Here is a 24,383-nt window from a genome sequence, read left to right on the forward strand (position 1 = left end):
CGGCTCGCAAGGGCATAGGTGTCAGGGGTGGAAGTGCCCCGGCGCAGTGACCAGTTGTGCCGTCCCAGGGACGAATGGGGGCGGCGGGGGTGACGGTTTCGCCCCGTCGCGCAGGCCTCTATGATCGCCAGCTGCCAACTGCGGACGTGTGCAATGGAAACGACCGGGCCACGCCCGCCGACACCTAGGGACGGAGTGCGTCACTTCGCCACGCGCTGGGCGGTGACGATCTGGTTGCTGGTGTTCTACCTGAGTGCATTGGGCAACACGCTGAGCGCATGGGTGGCAGGGCGCCGCGATGGCGAGGCGATCGTGCTGTGGCAGGTGTTGAGCTGGGAGCTGAGCAGCGCCACCGCGGCGCTGTTGCTGTTGCCGGCAGTACTCTTTCTATGTGCCCGATGGCCGCTGGAGGCCGCTGCCTGGCGGCGGCGCCTGCCGGTGTATGCGGCGGCTGCGCTGGGATGGTGGTTGGCGCATGTGGCCGGCATGGTGGTGTTGCGTAAGTTGATTTACGCCCTGGCCGGTACCCATTACGACTTCGGGGGCGGGCTGCAGTGGATGTACGAGCTGTCCAAGGATCTGCGCACCTTTGCCCTGCTGGTGGCGTTGCAGCACACCTTGAGCTGGTACGCGCGGCGCCGCCAGGGCGAGGCGCATCTGCTTGCCGCGCCGGAGGAGGGGCCGCCAGTGGAGCCGTTGGACCGGCCGGAGCGCTTTCTGGTGCGCAAGCTCGGTCGGGATTTTTTGGTGGCTACCGCAGATATCGAATGGATCCAGGCCTCGGGCAACTACGTCAACCTGCGCGTGCGCGGGCATGACTACCCTCTGCGCAGCACCATGGCGGCGATCGAGGCCCGGCTGGACCCGGCCGTGTTCGTGCGCATCCACCGCAGCTATCTGGTCAATCTTGGGCAGGTGCAGGCCATCGAGCCGGCCGATTCGGGCGACGCGCGCGTGCACCTGCGCGACGCCACCGTGTTGCCCTGCAGTCGTAGCCATCTGGTCACGCTGCGCGCGCACGCCGGGCAGGCTGCGGCCGGGTCCAGGACCGAGCCACTGCCGGTGCGCTGACCGGCAATCTGGTTTAGGCAGGAAGATGCCCGGGAACGCACGGCGTGTCGCGCAGCGGTTCCGGCGTCGCGGGCCGGGCGTCGCAGCCGTTGCGACACTGGCGCGCAACGCTAGCGATATCGCACTGGTCGAGCGAGCGCGAGAGGGCAGGTGCGCGTCGCCGTCCCCGTTGCGCGGCATGGCCGGGCAGACGCCTCCGCGTTCCGCCGCCGCCGCCCGCTTGCTAAACTAACCAGCTTGTTTGCCGGAAGTCCGTCATGATCGAAACAAATCCGATCCGCCAGCGCATCACCGATCTCAACGATCGCGTGCTCTCGCTCAGGGGGTATCTTTGACTACGACGCCAAGAAAGAGCGTCTAGAGGAAGTCAGCCGGGAGCTGGAAAGCCCCGACGTATGGAACGACGCCGAACGTGCCCAGGCCCTGGGACGTGAGCGCTCCATGCTGGAAAAGACCGTCATCGGCATCGCCGACGTGCTGGCCGGCCTGACCGATGCCGGCGATCTGCTCGAGCTGGCCGACAGCGAGCAGGACGAAGACACTGCCGTTGCGGTGATCGCCGATCTGGACAAGTACCAGGCGCACGTGGAAAAGCTGGAATTCCAGCGCATGTTCTCCGGCCAGATGGACGGCGCCAACGCCTTCGTCGATATCCAGGCCGGCGCTGGCGGCACCGAGGCACAGGACTGGGCCGAAATCCTGCTGCGCATGTACCTGCGCTGGGCCGAGTCGCGCGGTTGGAAGACCGAGCTGATGGAAGTGTCCGGCGGTGAAGTGGCGGGCATCAAGTCGGCCACCGTGCGCATCGAAGGCGAGTACGCCTATGGCTGGCTCAAGACCGAAATCGGCGTGCACCGGCTGGTGCGCAAGTCGCCGTTCGATTCGGACAACCGCCGGCATACCAGCTTCACCTCGGTATTCGTATCGCCGGAGGTGGACGACAATATCGAGATCGACATCAACCCGGCCGATCTGCGCACCGACGTGTATCGCTCCTCCGGTGCCGGCGGTCAGCACGTCAACAAGACCGAATCGGCCGTGCGTATCACGCACATCCCGACCAATACGGTGGTCGCCTGCCAGACCGGCCGCAGCCAGCACCAGAACCGCGACAACGCGATGAAGATGCTGGCCGCCAAGCTGTACGAGCTGGAAGTGCAGAAGCGCAATGTCGAGCGCGACGCGCTGGAAGCGACCAAGTCCGACATCGGCTGGGGCAGCCAGATCCGCAACTACGTGCTCGATCAGAGCCGCATCAAGGATCTGCGCACCGGCATCGAGCGTAGCGACACGCAGAAAGTGCTGGACGGCGATCTGGACGAATTCGTCGAGGCCAGCCTGAAGGCGGGTCTGGCAGCGGGTTCCAAACGCCTGGATGCCTGATCGCGGTACGCCGTCGGCATCAAGCTGCCGGCGGCGCGGTATGACGAGGCGGCCTGTGCGCTATGTCCGGGTCGCACGACACCCGCGCTACGGCGGACGATCCAGTCGATCGTCCGCCGGTCATCGTCGCACTGTAAAAACAGGAGCCAGCGCTGCCGGCTCCTCACTCCCCACCGGGCACGCGCCCGACCTATCGCAGACCGATTCCCGCCATGACCGAACAGACCCCCGCGCCGCAACTTCCCGTCGACGAGAACAGCCTCATCGCCGAGCGTCGCGCGAAACTGGGCGCGTTGCGCGGCCAGGGCATCGCGTATCCGAACGACTTCGTGCGCGAACATTTCGCCGGTGATCTGCAAGCCGAATTCGCCGACGCGCAGACCTGGACCGCAGAGGCGCTGGAGGCCAGCGGGCGCACGGTGCGCATGGCCGGCCGCCTGATGGCCAAGCGGGTCATGGGCAAGGCCAGCTTTGCGCAGATTCAGGACGAATCCGGGCGTGTGCAGCTGTTCCTGCAGGGCAATGTGCTCGGCGATGCCTATACCGCCTTCAAGGGCTGGGATGTGGGCGACATCGTGGCAGTGGAGGGGGGGCTCACCCGCACCAAGACCGGCGAGCTGTCGGTCAAGGCCGGCGCGCTGCGCCTGCTGACCAAGTCGCTGCGCCCGCTGCCGGACAAGTGGCACGGCCTGTCGGACGTGGAGCAGCGCTACCGCCAGCGTTACGTCGACCTGATCGTGACCCCCGAGGCGCGCGAGGTCTTCATCAAGCGCTCCAAGATCATCCGCGCGATGCGTGCGTGGCTGGACGCGCGCCGCTTCCTGGAAGTGGAAACGCCGATGATGCATTACATCCCCGGTGGCGCCACGGCCAAGCCGTTCACCACCCACCACAACGCGCTGGACCTGAACCTGTACCTGCGCGTGGCCCCGGAGCTGTATCTCAAGCGCCTGGTGGTCGGTGGCCTGGAGCGCGTCTACGAGATCAACCGCAATTTCCGCAACGAAGGCGTGTCGACCCGGCACAACCCCGAGTTCACCATGCTCGAGCTCTACGAGGCCTACGCCACGTACCACGAGATCATGGATCTGACCGAGCAGGTCATCCGCGACACCGCACAGACGGTGCTGGGGACCACCCAGGTGAGCTGGGACGGCGCCGACATCGATCTGGCGCCGGCTTTCCGGCGCTGGCGCATGGATGAGGCCGTCCGTCACCACAACCCTGAGATCAGCGCCGCCGACTGCACCGACCGCGAGGCGCTGCTGCGCCACTGCGAGCGACTGAAGATCCGGGTCAAGCCGTCCTACGGCTGGGGCAAGCTGCTGCTGGAGATCTTCGAAGCCACCGTCGAACACACCCTGGTGCAGCCGACCTTCATCACCGACCATCCGGTCGAGGTGTCGCCGCTGGCGCGTTCCAGCGACACCGAGCCGGGGTACACCGATCGCTTCGAGCTCTTCATCAATGGCAAGGAGCTGGCCAACGGCTTCTCCGAGCTCAATGACCCCGAAGACCAGGCCGCACGCTTCCAGGCGCAGGTGCAGGCCAAGGACGGCGGCGACGACGAAGCCATGCATTTCGACGCCGATTACATCCGTGCGTTGGAGTACGGCATGGCGCCGACCGGGGGTCTGGGCATCGGTATCGACCGTCTGGTGATGCTGCTGACCGGCAGCACCTCGATCCGTGACGTCCTGCTGTTTCCGTATATGCGGCCGGAAGCCTGACTTTTTTGTGCCAAGCGCGTGCTCACGGCACAGATACTGCATATGCTAGGGCGGAGCCTCGAACGCCGTGACGTTCGGGGGAGTCGACAGAGGGGTCGACGTCATCGCTTTTCCGTTCTCGGGATAGAGGAGCAACGGCTATGCAGGATGTTTTAGGGAGTCCGGACGGCATCGTGTCGGCGGATACATGGGGAAGCTGGGCGGAAAAGGCGGATCTGGGATTGAACATCGTCATTGTCGATGACCAGATGTCTGCGCGGACGATGCTGCGCCATGTCATCGAGGACATCGCGCCGGAACTGAAGGTCTACGATTTCGGCGACCCGCTCGACGCGTTGGCATGGTGCGAGGCCGGGCGCGTGGATCTGTTGCTGCTCGACTACCGCATGCCGGGCATGGATGGTCTGGAGTTCGCGCGGCGGCTGCGCCGGCTGCCCAGTCATCGCGACATTCCGATCATCCTGATCACCATCGTCGGCGACGAGCCGATTCGCCAGGCAGCGCTGGAAGCCGGTGTGATCGACTTCCTGGTCAAGCCGATCCGCCCGCGCGAATTGCGCGCGCGGTGTTCCAACCTGCTGCAGCTGCGCCAGCAGAGCGAAAGCGTCAAGCAACGCGCGCTGTCGCTGGAGCAACGCCTGCTGGCCAGCATGAACGAGGTCGAGGAGCGCGAGCGCGAAACCTTGTCGCGGCTGGCGCGCGCCATCGAGTACCGCGATTCGGGCACCAGCGCGTTCCTGGAGCGCATGTCGCACGTTGCCGGCCTGATCGCCGAGCAACTGGGGTTGTCGGAAGAAGAAGTGCGCATCATCGAGATGGCCGCGCCGCTGCACGACATGGGCAAGATCGCCATTCCCGATGCGGTGCTGCTCAAGCCGGGCAAGCTCACCGACGACGAGATGAGCATCATGAAGCGCCACCCGCGGATCGGCTACGAGCTGCTCAGCGGCAGCCAGAACCGCTTCATCCAGGTCGGCGCCCTGATCGCGCTGCGCCACCACGAGCGCTACGACGGCACCGGCTATCCGGATGGACTGGTCGGCGAAGCGATTCCGCTGGAGGCGCGCATCGTGGCGGTGGCCGACGTGTTCGACGCCTTGCTGTCGCCGCGCCCGTACAAGGAAGCGTGGACGATGGATGCCGCGCTGGCCTATCTGTACGCGCAGCGCGGCCGCCTGTTCGATCCGCGCTGCGTGGATGCGTTGCTGCGCGGCCGTGCACAGCTTGACCAGATTTGCGGGGAATTCTCCACCGCATCGGCGCGACCCGGGGTGTGAGGTGAGGGCGGTGCTCGGCCAGCTGCGGGACCGGCTTGCGCGGTGTCCCGACAGCGAGCATGGTCAGGCGATGGTGCGCATCGTCATGATCCTGCTGATCCTGGCCTACACCCTGGCATTCGCCTCGCACTGGCAGTTACCCCGGCACCAACTGCAGCTGCTGCTGGGCATGATCGCAGTCGGGCAGGCCGGGGCGGTGCTGATCTTCGCGTGGATTGTGGTGAGGCCACGGCGCTCGCATCTGCGCCGCACGCTCGGCATGCTGGCCGACTATGGCCTGATCGGTCTGGCCATGACCTGGTTCGGCGCGCCGATGGCCTGCCTGTCCGTGGTATTGCTATGGGTCACCATCGGCAATGGCCTGCGCTTCGGCAGCCATGCCCTGCAGACGGCCACCGCAATGGGTGCGCTCAGTTTCGGTATGACACTTGCCAATAGTGTGTACTGGCAACAACAACTGGAGCTGGCGATCGCGCTATTGGGTGCGCTGGTCATCATTCCCATGTCATTGTTGCGTCTGCTACACGAGGGCGCGGACGCGTGCGTTGCGCCGTTGCCCCACAGGATCGGCGACGCGGCAGCGACGCACGAACGGATTCCCACACCAGCGACGCCATCGCGCGTCTGAGGCTTCTATGACGTCTCCCTTGCCATGGTTGAAACGACGCCTGTCCGGGCGGGCGGATACGGAACACGCGCAAAACCTGATCCGCATCATCATCACCACGTTGTTCATTTCGTACCTGGGCTGGCGCTATCAGCACACCCATGGCGATACCTTGATGGCCACCTGGCTGATCCTGGTCGGCGAGCTGGTGGTGTCGCTGGGCCTGATGGTGGCCATCCTGTTGCGACCGCAGGTCTCGCATACGCGCCGCCTGATCGGCATGCTGCTGGACTACACCTGCACCGGCGCCATCATGGCGATCCAGGGCGAGCCGGCCTCGCCGCTGTATGCGGTGTGCATGTGGGTGACCATCGGTAATGGCCTGCGCTATGGCAGCAACTATCTGCGTGCGGCGACCGCGATGGGCAGCCTGTGCTTTCTCAGTGCGATCCTGATCTCGCCGTACTGGAAGGCCAATCCGTATCTCAGCTGGGGCCTGTGGCTGGGTTTGATCGCAGTGCCGCTGTATTTCGACTCGCTGCTGCGTGCGATGACCCGCGCCGTGCGCGAGGCGCGCCATGCCAACCAGGCCAAGAGCCGCTTCCTGGCCAACATGAGCCACGAGTTCCGCACCCCCCTCAACGGGTTGTCGGGCATGACCGAAGTGCTGGCGACCACGCGACTGGACGCGGAGCAGAAGGAATGCCTCAACACCATCCAGGCATCGGCGCGCAGCCTGCTGTCGCTGGTGGAAGAGGTACTGGACATCTCGGCGATCGAAGCGGGCAAGATCCGGATCGATCAGCGCGATTTCTCGCTGCGCGAGCTGATCGGTTCGGTCAGCATGATCCTGCAGCCGCAGGCCAGGACGCGCGGGCTGGACTACGCCATGCAGGTGGCCGCCGACGTGCCGGATCTGCTCAAGGGCGATACCGGCCATCTGCGCCAGGTGCTGCTCAACCTGGTCGGCAATGCGGTCAAGTTCACCGAATACGGGCACGTGCTGCTGCGGGTCACGCGGCTCTCCGGCGGTGCCGAGCAGTCGGTGCGGCTGCGTTTCGAAGTCGAAGACAGCGGCATTGGCGTACCGCTGGACATGCGCCCGCGGCTGTTCGAGGCCTTCGAGCAGGCCGACGTCGGATTGTCGCGACGGTACGAGGGCACCGGGCTGGGCACCACGATTGCCAAGGGCCTGGTGGAGGCGATGGGCGGCAGCATCGGGTTCAGGGAGAACAAGCCCAGCGGTAGCGTGTTCTGGTTCGAGTTGCCGCTGACGATCGGCGAGCCGTCCAGGGCCGCCCCCAGCCGTGCGGCGGCCAGTGCGCTGGAAGAGGTACCCGACGAGCTGGAGGCCTCCAACGTCATCGCCTTCTCCAACCCGTTCCTGCGTCACCGCGCCCGCGTGCGCAGCATGCGCATGCTGGTGGCCGACGACCACGAAGCCAACCGCATGGTGCTGCAGCGCCTGCTGGAAAAGGCAGGGCACAAGGTGCTGTGCGTCAATGGCGCCGAGCAGGTGCTCGATGCCATGGCCGATGAAGACTTCGACGCGGTGATCGTGGATCTGCACATGCCGGGCATGAATGGCCTGGACATGCTCAAGCAACTGCGGGTGATGCAGGCCAGCGGCATGCGCTACACGCCGGTGGTGGTGCTCAGCGCCGACGTGACGCCCGAAGCCATCCGCGGCTGCGAGCAGGCCGGTGCACGCGCCTTCCTGGCCAAGCCGGTGGTGGCGGCCAAACTGCTCGACACCCTGGCCGATCTGGCGGTCAGCACGCGCCCGTTGGCGAGCCCGGCCACCACGGTGCAGTTGCCGACCAGTTTCGAAGGCGTGCTGGATGCGAGCGTGCTGGACGAGCTGGCGGCATTGGGCATGGGCGACGAATTCGAACGTCAGTTCGTAAGGCAATGCCTGGAAGATGCGCAAAACTGCGTGGCTGCGATCGAGCGCGACGGCACGCGCTCGGACTGGGAGCAATTGCGCGAGAGCGCGCATGCGCTACGTGGCGTTGCCAGCAACCTGGGTCTGGCGCAGGTGGCCACCAACGGCGGCGAGCTGATGCGCATGGCCGATTGGCAGCTGCAGGCCGAATGGCGGCAGCGCCTGTCCGTGCTGCGTGAGCAATTGACGGCCGGTAAGGATGCACTCGACGCACGCGTGCGAGGCGTCAAGGACGACGAGTGCTCCCCCCGTAGTAGCGAATAGACCGCCGCCGCATCAGCCCGCGTCGAGCCCGGAGCGCCGCGACTGCGCGCGCACCAGGCGGTCCATCGTACGCAGCGATTTCTCGCCGAGCTGCATCGCCGTGTCGACCCAGATCTCGGTGATGCGCATCATCTCCTCCAGCGGCACGGCGGTGGTCATCTCGCGCACCTGCTGCATCGCCGCCCAGGCGTGCGGGGTGCGCTTGCTCTCGCGGATGACCTGTTCCACCGCGGCGACACCTTGGCCGCGCGGCACCACGCGGTCCACCAGGCCCATGCCGAGCAGTTCCTCGGCCGAATACAGATTGCCTTCGAGCATGATCTTCTGCGCCAGCTGCGCGCTGACACGCTGGCACATGAAGGAGTAGGCGCCCATGCCGGGGAACAGGTCGAACAGCACTTCGGGCAGCCCCATCATCACGCCTTCTTCGGCAATGATGGTGTGGCAGCTCAGCGCCGCTTCGAAGCCACCGCCCAGCGCATTGCCCTGGACAAGTGCGATGCTGTGCGCACGCGCGCCCAGGCCGACGTGGAAGGCATGCACGCCGCGCACGCAGCGCTGCGCGTAGTCGAGCAGGCGCGCGCGGTCGCCTTCGCGAATCAGCTGGCAGAACAGGGCCAGGTCACCGCCGAGATTGAACACGTCGCTGTCCGAGGCCAGCACCACGTGCGGCGCCAGGACGCCGGCGGTGGTGAGGCGCTGGCCCAGGTTGGTCTGATAGCCGGTGATGTCGTCGACCAGGCGCGTCGAAAAGCAGGCGCGCCCCGGGTTGATGGCCAGGTCGGCATGCATATGGATCCAGTACACGTCACGCTGCGGTTCTTCGATGATGCGGAGGGTGGAGCCGATATTGGTGCGAATGAAGGGTTGAACTGCAGACATGGTGATTCTCCGTGAAGACCGTCCGGCCGGCTGCCTTGCGGACGGAGAAAAGGGTGAACGCCTGAGCGTGCGCCGACATCCGATTCTATGCGTGCAAAAGCGAACGCCCGCAAGGCCTTGCGGCGTTGCGGGCGTGCCTGGAGGCTGAACGCCCCGGTCGATCACGGTGCTGCGGGCTTATGCCTTGGGCGCATCCCGCAGTTCGCGGCGCAGGATCTTGCCGACGTTGGTTTTCGGCAGTTCCTTGCGGAACTCGATCACCCTGGGCTGCTTGTAGCCGGTCAGGTTGGCACGGCAATGCGCCTTCACGTCCTCGGCGGTCAGGGCGGGGTCCTTCTTCACGATCACGGCCTTGACGATTTCGCCGGATTTTTCATCCGGCACGCCGACCGCTGCCACTTCCAGCACGCCGGGCAGGGTGGCGATCACGTCTTCGATCTCGTTTGGATAGACGTTGAAGCCGGACACCAGAATCATGTCCTTCTTGCGGTCGACGATGTAGACAAAGCCATGTTCGTCCATGCGCGCGATGTCGCCGGTGTGCAGCCAGCCCTCGTCGTCCATCACCTTGGCGGTTTCGTCGGGCTTCTTCCAGTAGCCCTTCATCACCTGCGGGCCCTTGATGCACAACTCGCCGATCTCGCCGACCGGCAGCGCCACGCCGGCGTCGTCCTTGATGCAGGCATCGGTGGACGGAATCGGCAGGCCGATCGCGCCGTTGTAGTCCTTCAGGTCCATCGGGTTGATGCAGGCGGCCGGCGAGGTTTCGGTCAGGCCATAGGCCTCAACCAGGGTCAGCCCGGTCACTTTCTTCCAGCGTTCGGCCACCGAGCGCTGTACGGCCATGCCGCCGCCCAGGGTCATCTTGAGCGAGGAAAAATCGACCTGATCGAAGCCGGGCGTATTGAGCAGGCCGTTGAACAGCGTGTTGACGCCGGTGAAGGCGGTGAAGCGGGTCTTCTTCAGTTCCTTGACGAAGCCGGACATGTCGCGCGGATTGCTGATCAGGTGATTGCAGCCGCCGATCTTCATGAAGACCAGGCCGTTCGCCGTCAAGGCGAAGATGTGGTACAGCGGCAGCGCGGTGATGACGACCTCGTTGCCTTCCTCCATCTTGCCGGTGCCGGCCAGCCACTGGTGCGCCTGCTGCATGTTGGCCACCAGGTTGCGGTGGGTCAGCATCGCGCCCTTGGCCACGCCGGTGGTGCCGCCGGTGTATTGCAGGAACGCGATGTCGTCCGCCTCGATCTGCAGGGTCGGTACCTTGTGCTTGCGGCCCAGCGCCAGCGCCTCGCGGAAGCGGATCGCGCCCTTGATGCGGTACTCCGGCACCAGTTTCTTGACGTACTTGACGACGAAGTTGACCAGTGCGGCCTTTGGAAAGCCGAGCATGTCGCCCAGGCCGGTGGTGATCACCTGCTTCACCTGCGTGTCGGCGATGACCTGCTGCACGGTGGTGCCGAAGTTGTCGATGACCACCAGCACGCTGGCACCGGAGTCGATCAGCTGATGCTTCAACTCACGCGGTGTGTAGAGCGGATTGACGTTCACCACGGTCAGGCCGGCACGCAGGATGCCGAAGGTGGCGATCGGGTATTGCAGGCAGTTGGGCATCATCAGGGCGACGCGGTCGCCTTTCTTGAGCTGCAGCTCGCCCAGCAGATAGGCAGCAAACTGGTCGACCAGCTGATCGGCCTGCCGGTAGGTGATGGTCTTGCCGAAGCTGTGATACGCAGGACGATCGGCAAAGCGGCTGACCGATGTCGCAAACACCTCGGCGACGGTGCGGAACTGCTCCAGATCGATCTCGGCGGCGACGCCGGCCGGATAACTTTGCAACCAAGGACGTGCCTGATTCATCTGCCCCCCTCCAGGGTGTTCTCGACGCGCCGCAGTGTGTTCCACGGCGTGACAACAACTGGCAGCATACCGTCATGAATGGAAAAGGCGAAGCGTGATGCAGGGCGGGATTCACTGGCGGCAGTGGCTGCTGATGCTTGCGTGGACCGTGCTGCTTTGTGGATGTGCACGTCCTGCGCCGGAGCAGCGCGTTCGGCAACGCGTGGCGCAGATGCAGGCGGCAATCGAGGCACGCGATGTCGGCGAGGCGATGCAGCCGGTGGCGGCCGATTTCGTGGGTGAGCAGGGCCTGGACACGGCCGGCCTGCGTCGCATGCTGCAGCTGCAGTTGCTGGGCAACCGCAAGATCGGCCTCACCCTGGGGCCGATGGACGTGCGACTGCAAGGCACGACGGCGACCGCCAGCTTCACCGCGTTGCTCACCGGGGGCGATGGGCGCTGGGTGCCCGAGCAGGCGCAGACCTACCAGGTGACGACCGGATGGCGCCTGCAGGACGGCGACTGGCACCTCTATCACGCGCAATGGGCACCGGCCGGCCGGTGAGCCTGCTGTGCGTGTGCAGCATGACGCCACACGTCGCCGCCACCGCCGTCGTCATTGCGCGTTGGCGCCTGCGTCGCGTCCGCTGCCTGGGCGGGCGTCAGCGAAGGGGTGTGTCGTGGATGCCGATGCCCAGCGCTGCCTGCATGCCGATGCAGGTCCGTGCGCGGGCGCCCAGGCGCGTTGGGTATGACTGGCGACTGCAGTAAACGGAGCAGGTGTCGCGGGGCGCGCGAATGCGCCGACGCCGGAGCGGGCCAACCCCAGAGACGACATTCCCGCCAGCAGGCGGGAATGTCGGGGGCAACACGCGCTGGAAGGGGCGTTACGCCGCCTTGCGGGCAGCCAGTTGACGCAGCACGTACTGCAGCAGGCCACCGTGCTTGAAGTATTCCACTTCCTTGGGCGTGAGCAGCAGCACCTTGACCTGGAACTGCTTGACGCTGCCGTCGGACTTTTTCGCATCCACGGTGGCACGGCGGCTGGCGCCGTCCTGCAGGCCGGTGATGTCCAGCACTTCCGAACCATCCAGACCCAGCGTCTGGGCGTTTTCATTTTCCAGGAACTGCAGCGGCAGCACGCCCATGCCGACCAGGTTGGAGCGATGGATGCGCTCGAAGCTCTCGGCAATCACTGCCTTGACCCCAAGCAGGTTGGTGCCCTTGGCCGCCCAGTCGCGCGAGGAGCCGGTGCCGTATTCCTTGCCGGCCAGCACCACCAGCGGCACGCCATCGGCCTTGTACTTCACCGCCGCATCGTAGATCGCCAGCTTTTCCGGCTGGCCACCATCGGCGGGGTAGTACAGCGTGTTGCCGCCTTCTTCGCCACCGAACATCAGGTTCTTGATGCGGATGTTGGCGAAGGTGCCGCGCACCATCACATCGTCGTTGCCGCGGCGGCTGCCGTAGCTGTTGAAGTCGGCCGGCTGCACGCCACGTTCCTGCAGGAAGCGGCCCGCCGGCGAATCCTTCTTGATGTTGCCGGCCGGGGAGATGTGGTCGGTGGTGATCGAGTCGCCGAACAGGCCCATGATGCGTGCGCCGTGCACGTCGTCCACGTTGCCCACCTGCATGGTCATGCCGTCGAAGTAGGGCGGGTTCTTGATGTAGGTGGACGCGGCGTCCCACTCGTACAAGGCACCATCCGGGGAGGCAATCGTGTTCCAGCGCGTGTCGCCCTTGAACACGTCGGCGTAGTTCTGCTTGAACATTTCCGGGCCGACGGTGGCGGCGATGGTGTCGCCGATTTCCTTGTTGCTCGGCCAGATGTCGCGCAGGTACACCGGCTGCCCGTCGCTGCCGGTGCCCAGCGGCTCGGTGGTGAGGTCGATATCGGTGGTGCCGGCGATCGCGTAGGCCACTACCAGCGGTGGCGAAGCGAGGTAATTCATCTTGACTTCGGGATGCACGCGGCCTTCGAAGTTGCGGTTGCCCGACAACACCGATGCCACCACCAGATCGTCCTTGGCAATCGCCGCAGACACATCTTCGGGCAGCGGGCCGGAGTTGCCGATGCAGGTGGTGCAGCCATAGCCCACCACGTAGAAGCCGAGTTTTTCCAGATCGGCGAGTACGCCGGCCTTGCTCAGGTAATCGGTGACCACGCGCGAGCCCGGCCCGAGCGAGGTCTTCACCCACGGCTGCGCCTTCAGCCCCTTGGCCGCCGCGTTACGCGCGAGCAGGCCGGCGCCCAGCATCACTGCCGGATTGGAGGTGTTGGTGCACGAGGTGATGGCGGCGATGACCACCGAACCATCGCGCAGCTGCCAGCCGGCGCCGCTGTCGCTGGCATGCTCGGCCTGCGCAGCCTTGGCGCCGACCGCGGTGCCACCGCCGCCTTCGTTCTTCAGGCGGTCTTCCTGCTTGAGATCGGTCGGCTTCTTGCTGCGTGCCTCGGCAAACGGCTTGAGGCTTTCGCGAAAGTTGGACTGCATGTCTTCCAGCAGCACGCGGTCCTGCGGGCGCTTGGGGCCGGCCAGAGACGGTTTGACCTCGGCCATGTCCAGCTCCAGCGTGGCGCTGTACTGGGCGGGCGGGGTGTTGGCGTCGTGCCACAGGCCTTGCGCCTTTGCATAGGCTTCCACCAGGGCAATCTGCTCCTCGCTACGGCCGGACAGGCGCAGGTAGGTCAGCGATTCCTCGTCGACCGGGAAGATGCCGCAGGTGGCGCCGTATTCCGGTGCCATGTTGCCGATGGTGGCGCGGTCGGCCAGCGGCAGGTGCTGCAGGCCTTCGCCGTAGAACTCGACGAATTTGCCGACCACGCCGGCCTTGCGCAGCATCTGGGTGACGGTGAGCACCAGGTCGGTGGCGGTGGCGCCTTCGGGCAGCTTGCCGCTGAGCTTGAAGCCCACCACCTGCGGAATCAGCATCGACGAGGGCTGGCCCAGCATCGCGGCCTCGGCCTCGATGCCGCCCACGCCCCAGCCCAGCACGCCGATGCCATTGATCATGGTGGTGTGGCTGTCGGTGCCGAACACGGTGTCGGGATAGGCGATCCGGGTGCCGTCCTTGTCGGCGCTCATCACCACACGCGCGAGATTTTCCAGGTTCACCTGGTGGACGATGCCGGTATTGGGCGGCACCACCTTGAAGTTTTCGAAGGCCTTCTGGCCCCAGCGCAGGAAGCCGTAGCGTTCCTGGTTGCGCTGGAATTCGATCTTGCCATTGAGGTCGAGCGCGTCGGGCTTGCCGAACACGTCCACCTGCACCGAGTGGTCGATGACCAGTTCGGAGGGAATCTGCGGGTTGATCTGGTCGGCGTTGCCGCCCAGCTTGACCACCGCGTCGCGCATTGCCGCCAGGTCGACCACGCAGGGCACGCCGGTGAAATCCTGCAGCACCACGCGCGCGGGCATGAAGGCGATTTCGATATCGGGTTCTGCCTTGGGGTCCCACTTGGCGACCGCTTCGATATGGTCCTTGCCGACGGTCACGCCACCGTCTTCGTGCCGGAGCAGATTCTCCAGAAGGATCTTCATCGAGTAAGGCAGGTGGCCGATGTCGAAGCGTTCGCCCAGCTTCGGCAGGCTGTAGTACTCGTAGCGTTTGCCGTGTACCTCAAGCGAGGTGCGAGTGGAAAAGGAATCGCTCATGCGTCACTCCTATGGCGTCTAAGGCTTTAGGTAGGCACATAGTCTGAGCGATTCAGTGTGTACGCACGGTGTGTCCGGGGCGATCTGCGAGCTTGAGTACGACATCGCAAGTACGTATCATATGTGCATACTTTCTGGAGCATGCTCATGGAAGCCACCGTTGCCGAACGCGGACAGATCACCCTGCCCAAGGCCGTGCGCGACGCCCTGGGCCTGACCAAGGGCACCACGCTGAAGATCGAGCTCGACGGCGGGCGCATCATCCTGCGCAAGGACGTCAGCGAGGCGCTGCGCAAGGTGCGCGGCAAGTTCAAGCTGGTCGACGGCCTGACCAGCACCGACGAGGCCATGCGCGCCATCCGTGGCCGCGCCCCCGGGGACCCGTTCGACCCATGATCGCCCTGGATTCCTCGGTGCTGCTCGATATCTTGATCGGCGACCCGGTCTACGGCGAGGTGTCGGAGATCTGCATCGGCGATGCACTGGCGCGCGACGAAGTCGTGGTCTGCGATGCGGTGGTGGCCGAGGTGCTGGCCATGCTCGACACCCAGGTCGACCTGATGGAGACGTTGGCTTCGATCGGGGTGCGTTACGAAGCCACCCAGGAAGCGGCAGCGGTGCGCGCCGGCCACATGAACAAGCGGTTTCGCGCGCGCGGCGGCAAACGCGAGCGGGTGGTGGCGGATTTTTTGATCGGCGCCCACGCGATGCTCCAGTGCGATGGCTTGATTACCCGCGACGAGGGCTTTTTCCGCGACTACTTCAAGGGTTTGAAGATCACCGTGCCCAAACCCGTTGCCTGATCCACGCCTTCTGATCCACGTCTGACGTTTTTACACATTCACTGCTGTCCTTTTGGAGAACCCGCATGTTGGAAGCCTATCGCCACCACGTTGCAGAGCGCGCCGCGCTCGGTATCCCGCCGCTGCCGCTGACCGCGCAGCAGACTGCCGAAGTCATCGAGCTGTTGAAGGCACCGCCAGCGGGCGAAGAGGAGTTCCTGGTCGAACTGCTCAGCCAGCGCGTGCCGGCCGGCGTCGACGACGCCGCCAAGGTCAAGGCCTCTTACCTGGCCGCGGTCGCCTTCGGCACCGAAAAAACTGCGCTGATCAGCCCCACGCGGGCCACCGAGCTGCTCGGCACCATGCTGGGCGGCTACAACATCCAGCCGCTGATCGACCTGCTGGACAACGCCGAGCTGGGCGCCACCGCCGCCGAAGCGCTCAAGCACACCTTGCTGGTGTTCGACGCCTTCCACGACGTGCAGGAAAAGGCCGAAGCCGGCAACGCGCACGCCAAGGCCGTGCTGCAGAGCTGGGCCGATGCCGAGTGGTTCACCAGCAAGCCGGAAGTGCCGCAGAGCATGACCGTCACCGTGTTCAAGGTGCCCGGCGAAACCAACACCGACGACCTGTCGCCCGCACCGGACGCGACCACGCGCCCGGACATCCCGCTGCACGCGCTCGCCATGCTCAAGAACACCCGCGAAGGCGCGGCATTCGTGCCGGAAGAAGACGGCAAGCGCGGCCCGATCCAGGCCATTGCCGACCTCAAGGACAAGGGTCACCTGGTGGCCTATGTGGGCGACGTGGTCGGCACCGGTTCTTCGCGCAAGTCGGCGACCAACTCGGTGCTGTGGTGGACCGGCGAAGACATTCCGTACATCCCGAACAAGCGCTTCGGCGGCGTGTGCCTGGGTAGCAAGATCGCGCCGATCTTCTACAACACCATGGAAGACGCCGGTGCACTGCCGATCGAGCTGGACGTGTCGCAGATGGAACATGGCGACGTGGTCGAGCTGCGTCCGTATGAAGGCAAGGCGCTGAAGAACGGCCAGGTGATCGCCGAGTTCGCGATGAAGTCGGACGTGCTGTTCGACGAAGTGCGCGCCGGTGGCCGCATTCCGCTGATCGTGGGCCGTGGCCTCACCGCCAAGGCGCGCGAATTCCTCGGCCTGCCGGCGTCGGACCTGTTCCGCCTGCCGATGGACCCGCCGGACACCGGCAAGGGCTTCTCGCTGGCGCAGAAGATGGTCGGCCGCGCCTGTGGCCTGCCGGAAGGCCAGGGCATGCGCCCGGGCACCTATTGCGAGCCGAAGATGACCTCGGTGGGCTCGCAGGACACCACTGGCCCGATGACCCGCGACGAGCTGAAGGACCTGGCCTGCCTGGGCTTCTCCTCTGACCTGGTAATGCAGTCGTTCTGCCACACCGCCGCCTACCCGAAGCCGGTGGACGTCAAGACCCACCACACCCTGCCGGAATTCATCTCCACCCGTGGCGGCGTGTCGCTGCGTCCGGGCGACGGCGTGATCCACAGCTGGCTCAACCGCATGCTGCTGCCCGACACCGTGGGCACCGGCGGCGACTCGCATACCCGTTTCCCGATCGGTATTTCGTTCCCGGCCGGCTCCGGCCTGGTGGCCTTCGCGGCCGCCACCGGCGTGATGCCGCTGGACATGCCCGAGAGCGTGCTGGTGCGCTTCAAGGGTGAGATGCAGCCGGGCGTGACCTTGCGCGACCTGGTCAACGCGATCCCGCTGTATGCGATCAAGGACGGTCTGCTGACCGTGGCCAAGCAGGGCAAGAAGAACATCTTCTCCGGCCGCATCCTGGAAATCGAAGGGCTGCCGAACCTGAAGGTGGAGCAGGCATTCGAACTGTCCGACGCCTCGGCCGAGCGTTCGGCGGCCGGTTGCACCGTGCACCTGGACAAGGCGCCGATCATCGAATACCTGACCAGCAACATCACCCTGCTGCGCTGGATGATTGCCGAAGGCTATGCCGATGCACGCACGCTGGGCCGCCGCATCAAGAAGATGGAAGAGTGGCTGGCCGACCCGCAGCTGCTGCAGCCCGATGCCGATGCCGAATACGCCGCGGTCATCGAGATCGACCTGGCCGATATCCACGAGCCGATCGTGGCGTGCCCGAACGACCCGGACGACGTCAAGACGCTGTCCGAGGTGGCCGGTGCGGCGATCGACGAGGTGTTCATCGGTTCGTGCATGACCAACATCGGGCACTTCCGTGCCGCCGCCAAGTTGCTGGAAGGCAAGCGCGACATCCCGACCCGGTTGTGGGTGGCACCGCCGACCAAGATGGACGCCTCCGAGCTCACCAAGGAAGGCCATTACGGCACCTTCGGCGCAGCCGGCGCACGCATGGAAATGCCCGGCTGCTCGCTGTGCATGGGCAACCAGGCGCAGGCACGCGAGGGCGCCACGGTGTTCTCCACCTCCACGCGTAACTTCCCCAACCGCCTGGGCCGCAACACCAATGTGTACCTGGGCTCGGCGGAGCTGGCGGCGATCTGCTCGCGTCTTGGCCGGATTCCGACCAAGGAGGAGTACATGGCCGACGTGGGCGTGATCAAGACCAGTGGCGAGCAGATCTACCGCTACATGAACTTCGATCAGATCCAGGAGTATCAGGGCGTTGCGGAGACCGTCGCGGCCTGATGCCGTCACGGATTGGTGTTGTCCCGAAATGCCCGGCACTGCCGGGCATTTCGCTTTTTGCGCGTTGGCTTCGCGTTGCATCCACGATAACGGGCGATAAGGCAACCAGCAGCTGACTGAGGTGGCGCATTGCAACAAAAATCTGAAGTCGGGGGAGCTAGTGTCCGGCACTTCCCCCACTTACCTTCGATGCCATGCCCATTTGCACGATCGCTGGTCAACCATTGCACTACGCACAATACGGCCAGGGCTTTCCGGTCCTGCTCGGCCACAACTACCTCTGGGATGCGGCCATGTGGGAGCCGCAGATCCAGGTCCTGTCGCAGCACTACCAGGTCATCGTTCCGGAACTCTGGGGCCACGGACAATCGGGCGGATTACCCGACCAGACCCGGGGCATCGACGACCTGGCGCGGCAGATGCTTGGCCTGCTGGATACGCTGCAGCTGCCGCAGTGCGCAGTGGTGGGCTTGTCGGTTGGCGGCATGTGGGGCGCTGAGCTGGCGCTGCTGGCGCCGGAGCGTGTCCGCAGCCTGGTGTTGATGGACACCTTCCTCGGTGCCGAGCCGCAGGCCACGCGGACGCGTTACTTCGGCATGCTCGATGCGATCGAGGCGGCGGGGCAGGTGACGCCTGCGCTGATCGAGGCGATCGTGCCGATCTTCTTCCGTCCGGGGATCGATCTGACCTCGGCGTTGCCGGCTGCGTTTGCGCAGCGCCTGGCACAGCTTTCGGTCGAGCAGTTGCGTGCCTCGATCGTGCCGCTCGGGCGGCTGATCTTCGGGCGGGCCGATCGCCTGGACGCGCTATCTGCACTGGATCCGGCGCGCACTTTCTTGCTCGGCGGCGATGCCGATGTGGCACGCCCGCCGGAAGAGGTGTGGATGATGGCCGAGGCGATCTGTTGCGATTACGAACTGGTGCCCGATGCCGGGCATATCGCCTCGCTGGAAAACCCGGCGTTCGTCAATGCGCAGTTGCTGGGGTGGTTGAAGCGTACGTTGCACTGAGCGTGGACGTTGCGGTGATGCCTGCGTAATCGTCTGGGTGCGGGATGCAGCCCGTACCCTCACCCCAACCCCCGCTCCGCGCCCCGGCCCGCGCTTGCGGCGCGGGCGCTCCAAGGCACGCGCGCCAGTGACGCGCAAGCCGTGCCTTCTCGCCCCGATGGGAGAGGGGCTAACTCCCTTCTCCCATTGGGACATTGTCCTCCTTCATGGGGGAGAAGGTGGCGCGCAGCGCCGGATGAGCGGATGGGCGACTCGGGTACCGCGAGCCGCCGGGGCAACAACCCGCTAAGGCTGCGCGCCCAGCCAGGCTTCCAGTGCCGCAGCCGGCAACGGGCGCGAGAACAGATAGCCTTGCAGCACCTCGCACCCCAGGTCGGCGAGAAACAGGCGCTGGGCCTCGTTTTCGACCCCTTCGGCCACCACATGCTTGCGCAGGTGCTCGCCGATGCGCAGGACCGAGGTGGTGAGTGCGCGCGCGTCTTCGCTGTGTTCGATGTCGCGTACGAAGCTCATGTCCAGCTTGAGTTCGTCGATCGGCAGGCGATGCAGGTGGCTGAGGCTGGAGTAGCCGGTGCCGAAGTCGTCCAGCGACAGCGAAATGCCGGCTTCGCGGATCGCGTGCAGGTTGTCCAGCACGCCGGACTGCCCGGAGAGCATCACGCTCTCGGTCAGCTCCAGGGTCAGGTCGGACGGTTGCACGCCGGTATCGGCCATCAGCCGGAGCAGGTCGGGCAGCATGCGCGGGCTTTCGAAGCCGCTGGCCGACAGATTGACCGAGACGCGCGCCACCGGCACGCCGCGCTGGCGCCAGTCGGCCACCTGTTCGCAGGCGTGGCGCAGCACCCAGTCGTTGAGCTGCGGCATCATGCCTTGCTCTTCGGCCACCGGCAGGAACCGCGCCGGCGAGATCGCGCCCAACTGCGGGTGGTTCCAGCGCAGCAGCGCTTCCACGCCATACAGTGCGTGTGGTGCGGCGCTATGCATCTGCGGCTGGTAATGCAGCTGCAGCTGACCGCGGCCGATGGCCTGCCGCAGCTCCGCTTCCAGCGCCACGCGTTCCTGCGCCATGCGATTCATGTCGGAACTGAAGAAACGAAAGCGTCCGCCGCCTTCCTTCTTGGCGCGATTCATCGCCAGGTCCGCGTGCCGCAGCAGGATGTTGATGTCGCGGCCGTCCTCGGGAAACATCGCCACCCCGATGCTGGCCGACGGATGCACGGTCATGTGGCCGACCGATAGCGGACCGGCGATGGTGCCCAGCACGCGTTCGGCCGCGGCACTGGCCTGTTCGGCGCTGCATTGCGGCAGGGCCAACGCAAATTCATCGCCGGCCAGACGCGCCAGCATGGCGGTGGCGGCCAGCTGGTCGGCGATGCGCAGCGCGATATCGCGCAGCAGGCCATCGCCGGCCGCATGGCCCTGGCTGTCGTTGATCAGCTTGAAGCGGTCGATGTTGATGAACATCAAGGTGGCCGGCTCGCCGGCGTATTCGGCCTGGGTCAGCGCCTGCTCGGCGCGTGCGCTGAACATGATGCGGTTGGGCAGGCCGGTCAGCGCGTCATAGAACGCGAGTTGATGCACGCGCTGGCGGATCTGCTCGCGCTCCAGTGCCAGGGTGCACAGTTGCTGGCACAGCTCGGTGAGCCGCACATGCCAGGCGTCGGCGCGTTGCGGCTTGCGGTAATACAGCGCAAAGGTGCCCAGCACGCGCGCGCTGTTGGAACGGATCGGCGTGCTCCAGCAGGCACGCAGGCCCATCGGGAGCAATGTCTGCCGGTACGGCGCAAACAGCGGGTCGGTGGCGATGTCTTCCACCATCACCGCGCGGCCACGCCAGGCGGCGGTGCCGCAGGCGCCGGCAGTCGGCGCGATCTTCAGGCCGTTGACCGCATCGGCGTATTCGGGGGGCAGGCTGGGCGCGGCCAGCGAATGCAGGCAGCCCTGATTGTCGGCGCTCATCACGGTCGCAATCACATCCGGTGCGATGCGTTCGACCTCGGTGCAGATCAACGTCATCACTTCGATCAGCGGGCGCTCCTGCACCAGCGCTTCGAGCACGCGATGCTGCAGCACCTCGTGCATCTTGGTATCGGTGATGTCGGTCAGCACCGCGACGTAGTGCGAGGGGTTGTGCCGGGCGTCGTAGATCGGATTGAAGTTGAGCGAAATCCACAGCGGGGTGCCGTCCTTGCGGTACACCAGCAGGTCGGCACGGGTGTGCTGCAGGGCGTCGGCGCGGTCGCGGATGCGTGCAACTTCGCTCTGGTCGCTTTGCGCTCGGGTCAGTACGTCGGACGGACGCTGGCCGACCAGTTCGGCTTCGGTGTAGCCGAACATGCGCTGGAAGCCGTCGTTGGCATACAGCAGGCGCGATTGCAGATCGCAAATCAGGATGGCGCTGCTGCTGCCGTCCAGCGCCTCGGCCAACAGGCGTGAGCGGCGGTCGTCCGGATGCTCACCCGGCATGGCCATGCCGGCGGTGACTGGGCCGTGCGTGATGGCGCCTGGCGTCAGCGCACGTGTGGCAGCGCCATCGCCAACTGCGTCGAGCGGCAGCGTTTCCACGGCGAACGCCGGTATCGTTGCCCACGCATCCTCCACTGTCGGCAAGACAGTGGCCGGTTCGCCGAAACGCGGCAGATCGGTCGGGCGCGGGGGCAGGGGGCACATGGGCGATCAGCGCGCCTGCGCCGACAGTGCGATGAGCCGTTCGGCCACGCGGTCCAGCGGCACCACTTCCTGCGCGGCGCCCAGCTTGTAGGCGGCACCCGGCATGCCCCAGACCACGCTGCTGGCTTCGTCCTGTACCAGGGTGGGGGCGCCGGCCTGCAGCATTTCCAGCAGGCCGCGCGCGCCGTCGTCGCCCATGCCGGTGAGGATGGCGCCCACCGCATTGGGCCCGGCATTGGCAGCGACCGAGCGGAACAGCACGTCCACCGCCGGCTTGTGCCGATTGACCGGCGGGCCGTCGTCGATGCGGCAGCGCCAGCGCGCACCGTCGCGGATGATGCGCAGGTGCTGGCCGCCCGGCGGCAGATACGCGTGGCCGGGAAGGATGGCTTCGCCATCGCTGGCCTCGCGCACCGACATCGCCGAGTGGCGGTTGAGGCGCTCGGCGAAGGCGGTGCTGAAGCTGGCCGGCAGGTGCTGGGTCATCACCACCGCGGGCGCGTCGGCGGGCATGTGTTCGAGCACCACGCGCAGTGCTTCGGTGCCACCGGCGGAGGCGCCGATCGCGATCAGGCGGTCGGTGGTGCGGAAGCGCAGTGCGCTGCCCGGCACCGGCGCCGATTGCATGTCCAGGGTGACCTTGGGGGTGCTGGGGCGATTGAGCGCGCTGACCTTGGCCTTGGCGGCCATCTTGACCTTGCTGACGATCTCCTCGGCATAGCCTTCCAGCCCGCGCGCGACATCGATCTTGGGCTTGGACACGAAGTCCACCGCGCCCAGCGACAGGGCCTGCAGGGTGGTGTCGGCGCCGCGCTCGGTCAGCGACGAAATCATCACCACCGGCGTCGGCCGCAGCCGCATCAGGTTTTCCAGGAACACCAGCCCGTCCATGCGCGGCATTTCCACATCCAGCGTGAGCACGTCCGGATTGAGGCGTTTGATCTTTTCGCGCGCCAGCAGCGGGTCGGCGGCTGAGCCGACCACTTCGATGCCGGGGTCGCGCGAGAGGATTTCGGTGAGCATCTGACGTACCACCGCCGAATCGTCGACGATGAGGACACGTACGGGAGTTTCCAGCGTCATTCGAACAGCTCCACTCCACCGGTGACCGGTGCTTTGGACAGACGGGCACGCACGGCCGATTCGGCGGCGGCGACTTCGGCTTCGTGTGCGTGCGGCAGACGCTGCACGACCACCCGGCCGGTCGTCGGGAAGAACCACACCTTGCGCGGATGGATGCCGCACAGATCTTCGGCAATGATGGGAATGTGTTCGGCCTGCAGGTACTGGCGGACGAACTCGGCGTTGCGGGTGCCGACCGGGTTGCTGGTGAAGCCCTTGAGCACGTTGGCGCCGCCGAAGACCTTGGCTTCGATGCGTTTGCGATGCGCGCCGCGCTTGAGCATGTCGTTGATCAGCAACTCCATCGCATAACTGCCGTAGCGCGCGGGTGCGCCATCGCCGACCTGACCTTCGGGCAGCAGGAAGTGATTCATGCCGCCGATCTTGAGCACCGGGTCGCGCAAGCAGGCTGCAACGCACGATCCCAAGGTGGTCGTCAACGCGGTGTCGTCGTCCACCACCAGGTATTGGGTGGGCAGCAGCTTGGCGGTGATGGTCTGGAAGCGCGAATCGCGGTACCGCATCACGTCATCGACTTGCACGGCGGTGCTCATGCAGAGGCTCCTGCGCGCGGGGCGCGCCGATACAGCGTGCGGCCGCACGGCTGGATCAGATCGGCCGCGTGCAGGTAGTTCTCCGAGTGCCCGGTGTAGAGCAGGCCGTCGTCGCCCATGTGGCTGACCAGACGCGACAGGATGCCGCGCTGGGTGGGCTTGTCGAAATAGATCATCACGTTGCGGCAGAACAGCGCCGCGTACGGGCCGCCCACGTCGTAACGCGGGGCCAGCAGGTTCAGCTGGCGGTATTCGATGAGCTGGCGCAGCGCCGGAATCACCCGGCACTTGCCCTCGTTGGGGCCGCTGCCGCGCTGGAAGTACTTGCGCTTGATCGAAGCATCCAGCGAGGCGACGCGGTCGATGGCGTAGACGCCGCGCGAGGCGGTTTCCAGCACCTGGGTGTCCACGTCGGTGGCCACGATGCTCACCGGCGGAGTCAGCGTGCCGAAGGCTTCGCAGGCGGTGATGGCGATGGAGTAGGGCTCCTCGCCGGTGGAGGCGGCGCACGACCAGATCTTCAATGACGCCTGCGAAGCGCGCTTCTGCAGTTCTTCGCGCAGCTTGTCGAAGTGGTGCGGCTCGCGGAAGAACGAGGTCAGGTTGGTGGTCAGCGCGTTGGTGAACGCCTGCCATTCTTCTTCGTCGTTGCCGGCTTCGAGCTGGTCGATGTACTCGCGGAACGAGCGCAGACCGAGCGCGCGCAGGCGACGCGACAGGCGGCCATACACCATGTCGCGCTTGGCCGGGGCCAGGGAGATGCCGACACGCTGGTAGATCAAATCGCAGACGCGCTTGAAGTCGCGGTCGCCGAAATCAAATTCGCGTGTGTCTGAAGCGGAAGTCGTGGTCGTCATATCCATACGCGTCGTGAGCTATCACTGGATATCGGCCACGGAGCCGCGCAACTGAA

General features: G+C 65.7%; 18 protein-coding genes. 11 read left to right on the forward strand and 7 right to left on the reverse strand.

Annotation, left to right across the window (positions count from 1 at the left end; translation table 11 throughout):
• Positions 1-120: 120 nt before the first annotated feature.
• From RZV17_RS09440 to RZV17_RS09465, 6 genes are all read left to right on the forward strand, one after another.
• Positions 121-1,071 carry a LytTR family DNA-binding domain-containing protein gene (locus tag RZV17_RS09440; RefSeq protein WP_355608864.1) on the forward strand — a complete coding sequence of 317 codons (951 nt, stop codon included), beginning with the start codon at positions 121-123 and terminating at the stop codon, positions 1,069-1,071.
• Between the two features lie 257 nt (positions 1,072-1,328).
• Positions 1,329-2,454 (forward strand): peptide chain release factor 2 gene (gene prfB / locus RZV17_RS09445; RefSeq protein ID WP_104581439.1). Its coding sequence is split into 2 segments (ribosomal slippage): positions 1,329-1,403 and positions 1,405-2,454, totalling 1,125 coding nucleotides; the frame shifts between segments, so codons are not numbered across the junction.
• A 212-nt stretch (positions 2,455-2,666) separates the two neighbouring features.
• Entirely contained in the window at positions 2,667-4,184 is a 1,518-nt protein-coding gene (gene lysS, locus RZV17_RS09450; RefSeq protein ID WP_355608867.1) for a lysine--tRNA ligase, read from the forward strand.
• A gap of 140 nt (positions 4,185-4,324) precedes the next feature.
• Entirely contained in the window at positions 4,325-5,461 is a 1,137-nt protein-coding gene (locus RZV17_RS09455) for an HD-GYP domain-containing protein (RefSeq protein WP_047696230.1), read from the forward strand.
• A 10-nt stretch (positions 5,462-5,471) separates the two neighbouring features.
• Positions 5,472-6,089 carry an RpfH protein gene (locus tag RZV17_RS09460; RefSeq protein WP_355608871.1) on the forward strand — a complete coding sequence of 206 codons (618 nt, stop codon included), beginning with the start codon at positions 5,472-5,474 and terminating at the stop codon, positions 6,087-6,089.
• Positions 6,090-6,096: 7 nt separating this feature from the next.
• Positions 6,097-8,277 carry an ATP-binding protein gene (locus tag RZV17_RS09465; protein ID WP_104581442.1) on the forward strand — a complete coding sequence of 727 codons (2,181 nt, stop codon included), beginning with the start codon at positions 6,097-6,099 and terminating at the stop codon, positions 8,275-8,277.
• 12 nt (positions 8,278-8,289) lie between these two features.
• Here RZV17_RS09465 and RZV17_RS09470 read toward each other — a convergent pair whose 3' ends face one another.
• Both RZV17_RS09470 and RZV17_RS09475 read right to left on the reverse strand, forming a co-directional pair.
• Complete coding sequence (locus RZV17_RS09470) at positions 8,290-9,159, reverse strand: crotonase/enoyl-CoA hydratase family protein (protein WP_047696227.1); 870 nt, start codon at positions 9,157-9,159, stop codon at positions 8,290-8,292.
• 177 nt (positions 9,160-9,336) lie between these two features.
• Positions 9,337-11,019, reverse strand: coding sequence for a long-chain fatty acid--CoA ligase (locus tag RZV17_RS09475; protein ID WP_355608876.1), 1,683 nt, complete (start codon positions 11,017-11,019; stop codon positions 9,337-9,339).
• Between the two features lie 97 nt (positions 11,020-11,116).
• Here RZV17_RS09475 and RZV17_RS09480 point away from each other — a divergent pair, with 97 nt between their 5' ends.
• Entirely contained in the window at positions 11,117-11,563 is a 447-nt protein-coding gene (locus tag RZV17_RS09480) for a nuclear transport factor 2 family protein (protein WP_355608879.1), read from the forward strand.
• Between the two features lie 322 nt (positions 11,564-11,885).
• Here RZV17_RS09480 and acnA read toward each other — a convergent pair whose 3' ends face one another.
• A complete protein-coding gene (acnA, locus tag RZV17_RS09485) occupies positions 11,886-14,654 on the reverse strand; it encodes an aconitate hydratase AcnA (protein ID WP_047696222.1) in 2,769 nt (922 codons plus the stop codon).
• Positions 14,655-14,801: 147 nt separating this feature from the next.
• On the opposite strand from acnA, the gene RZV17_RS09490 reads away from it, so the two are divergent.
• The 4 genes from RZV17_RS09490 (at position 14,802) to RZV17_RS09505 (ending at position 19,124) form a co-directional block, all read left to right on the forward strand.
• Positions 14,802-15,050 carry an AbrB/MazE/SpoVT family DNA-binding domain-containing protein gene (locus RZV17_RS09490; protein WP_016903180.1) on the forward strand — a complete coding sequence of 83 codons (249 nt, stop codon included), beginning with the start codon at positions 14,802-14,804 and terminating at the stop codon, positions 15,048-15,050.
• The gene (locus tag RZV17_RS09495) at positions 15,047-15,457 is read left to right on the forward strand and encodes a type II toxin-antitoxin system VapC family toxin (protein ID WP_011259444.1); all 411 of its coding nucleotides are present in this window, start codon (positions 15,047-15,049) and stop codon (positions 15,455-15,457) included. The genes RZV17_RS09490 and RZV17_RS09495 overlap by 4 nt, the downstream gene beginning before the upstream one ends.
• 65 nt (positions 15,458-15,522) lie before the next feature.
• The gene (gene acnB / locus RZV17_RS09500) at positions 15,523-18,114 is read left to right on the forward strand and encodes a bifunctional aconitate hydratase 2/2-methylisocitrate dehydratase (protein ID WP_166750941.1); all 2,592 of its coding nucleotides are present in this window, start codon (positions 15,523-15,525) and stop codon (positions 18,112-18,114) included.
• A 194-nt stretch (positions 18,115-18,308) separates the two neighbouring features.
• Positions 18,309-19,124 carry an alpha/beta fold hydrolase gene (locus RZV17_RS09505; protein ID WP_047696218.1) on the forward strand — a complete coding sequence of 272 codons (816 nt, stop codon included), beginning with the start codon at positions 18,309-18,311 and terminating at the stop codon, positions 19,122-19,124.
• Between the two features lie 285 nt (positions 19,125-19,409).
• Here RZV17_RS09505 and RZV17_RS09510 read toward each other — a convergent pair whose 3' ends face one another.
• The 4 genes from RZV17_RS09510 to RZV17_RS09525 are packed head-to-tail and all read right to left on the reverse strand — an operon-like array spanning position 19,410 to position 24,333.
• Positions 19,410-21,794 (reverse strand): EAL domain-containing protein, encoded by a 2,385-nt coding sequence (locus tag RZV17_RS09510; RefSeq protein WP_233548912.1) that lies wholly within the window; start codon positions 21,792-21,794, stop codon positions 19,410-19,412.
• Between the two features lie 6 nt (positions 21,795-21,800).
• Positions 21,801-22,877: a chemotaxis response regulator protein-glutamate methylesterase gene (locus RZV17_RS09515; protein WP_047696216.1), complete on the reverse strand. Its 1,077-nt coding sequence runs from the start codon at positions 22,875-22,877 to the stop codon at positions 21,801-21,803.
• Positions 22,874-23,470, reverse strand: coding sequence for a chemoreceptor glutamine deamidase CheD (gene cheD, locus RZV17_RS09520; protein WP_024937701.1), 597 nt, complete (start codon positions 23,468-23,470; stop codon positions 22,874-22,876). Before cheD ends, RZV17_RS09515 begins: the two co-directional genes overlap by 4 nt.
• A complete protein-coding gene (locus tag RZV17_RS09525) occupies positions 23,467-24,333 on the reverse strand; it encodes a CheR family methyltransferase (protein WP_355608886.1) in 867 nt (288 codons plus the stop codon). Before RZV17_RS09525 ends, cheD begins: the two co-directional genes overlap by 4 nt.
• Between the last annotated feature and the right edge of the window lie 50 nt (positions 24,334-24,383).

Origin of the sequence: Xanthomonas cannabis (assembly GCF_040616535.1) — a bacterium.
Lineage (GTDB): Bacteria > Pseudomonadota > Gammaproteobacteria > Xanthomonadales > Xanthomonadaceae > Xanthomonas > Xanthomonas cannabis.